At 34.9% G+C, this 2,143-nt stretch carries 1 pseudogene; it reads right to left on the bottom strand.

Annotation, left to right across the window (positions count from 1 at the left end):
* Positions 1-2,143: pseudogene (locus C3E89_RS06190) on the bottom strand (hypothetical protein); the annotation flags it as partial.

The following is a 2,143-nucleotide window of genomic DNA, read 5'->3' on the forward strand; positions in this document are numbered from 1 at the left end:
ACTAACTTCTACAGTTTGTGGATAGTATCCATAGGCTTCTGCTTGTAGTGTATAGTCTCCCATAGGAATTCTCATACTATATTCACCGGTGGCAGGGTTAGTTCTAACGCTTCTACCAGTTTCAAGAATTGTAACTACAGCATCGTCTGCTGGTATGCCGCCGCCTCTTGCCATTGGTGTATTTGCTACTTCTTTATCAGATACCATTTCATATTTGTATCCATTTAATGTAATATTGTTTCTATTTATTCTAAAATCAGGTTCTGAAATTTTTTCTTTTTCTTCAGCTTTAAGAGTAGTTGTACCTTTGTTTAATTTAGAACTAGATATTTTAGTTAATTTAGTTCTTACCTTTCCGGTTTCTGGTTCTAAGTTTTCTGGCGGAGTTTGAGTATAGTCCATATGAGCTCTAATCATTAAAGCACCAGCAATTCCTTCATCAGACATTGGAAGCATTTCTCCAGCAATGTTTAGGTATGATCTGCTTTCATATGCAGAGTCATTGTCTATACCTGTTCCCGGTGTAAGATCTCCTATGCTATCTTGCATAGTTGAAACATAGAAATCTTCTCCTGCTGTATAGAAATTAAAATCTGAAAGATCTATATAATTGAAAGCTCCTCTAATTAAATTGTCAACATATAATGTTTCTCCAACTCTTGATATGGTTCCATCTTCGTTTATTTGGTAAATTTCAAATCCTAACCTATTTGCAGTAGGCTCAGGGAAATCGTCATCTAAGTATATATCTGCTCCTACTAATTTGCCAGATAAAGTTGGAGTAAATCTTACTGCTAATCCATTACCAGCTTCGTTTAATACTACCGCATTTTCATTAGTGCCATCATCATATGTTATTACTTCTTGCTCAGGAGGTATGAAGTTTAGTCCTACTATGGTGACATCATCTATATACCATCCTTCACGAACAACTGATATATCTGAATGGAAGTTAAATCTTATCTTTATTGTATCTCCACGATAGGTAGTTAATGGTATCTCTTCATTAACCCATCCATCGCTTGAACTAGTAAAGTTTCCAGTTACCTTTTCCCATGTAATCCCATCATCATTAGATACTTCTACAAAGCCATAATCATATCTGTTCTCAGTATTATACCAATGATTAAATAGTAGATAAGGAATTTTATCTTCTGGTATAACTATTTCTGGACTTTCTATATATGCATCAACACGTGTTTCATAATTCCCATCAAGAATAGTTGCCCATAGTTTTTCTCCTGATGCCGCTCCATTAGGTCCAGATGTAGGAATTCCCCATTCCCACAAGTTGCCAGTTCCTCCGGTAATAAATTCACCATTATCTTCTTCAAAATCTGAATAATATAAAATATATACTTCTGAAGCAATAGCAGAAACTTCATTGGTAAAATCACTTTCATTACCAGATGTATCCTCTGAACTTATTACATAATAGTAAGTGGTATTTGCTACAACTTCAGTGTCTAAAAAGGTGTTAGAACTAGTTTCCCCAATCTTTTCATATTCTTCTCCAGATATTATTGAACGATATATATTATAATGGGATATATCACCATCTGGTGAAGGTATCCATGAAAGCTTAATTCCAGTCATTCCAGTTTCCACTCTTAAATCCGTTGGAACTTGTGGTGCTTCTGAATCAGGCCCTATAAGCCTTACATTATCGATATACCATCCTTCTCTTGCTTGAGATACATCAGATTTAAATCTATATCCTACGAATATTGGATTAGTTGAACCAATATAATCATTTAGATTAATAACTACTTCTTGCCATCCATTAGAAGAATTTGTAATTGTTCCTACCTGGTTCCATTCCTCTCCATAGTTATCCGTTACATATATATAACCATTATCATAATTGTTCTCCATATTGTACCATTGATAAAATCTCAATGATGCTGCCTCTAAATTTATATCCCTTAGATCTATTGGAGGGGTTACCATCCAATCATCTGCATAATTAGAATAGTTTCCACCTAAAATAGTTCCAGCTAGATTTTCCCCTTCAAATGGTACTGGGTCTACACCAGTCGCTGGACCCCATTCCCATACTCCTTCCATAGTCCAACCTAAAGCATTATCTTCAAATCCTTGAGTATATTCATCTGGTACTATACCAAAACTTATATCTATTTTG

This window comes from Clostridium sp. Cult1 (assembly GCF_021655095.1).
Classification (GTDB): Bacteria; Bacillota; Clostridia; order Tissierellales; family Tepidimicrobiaceae; genus Schnuerera.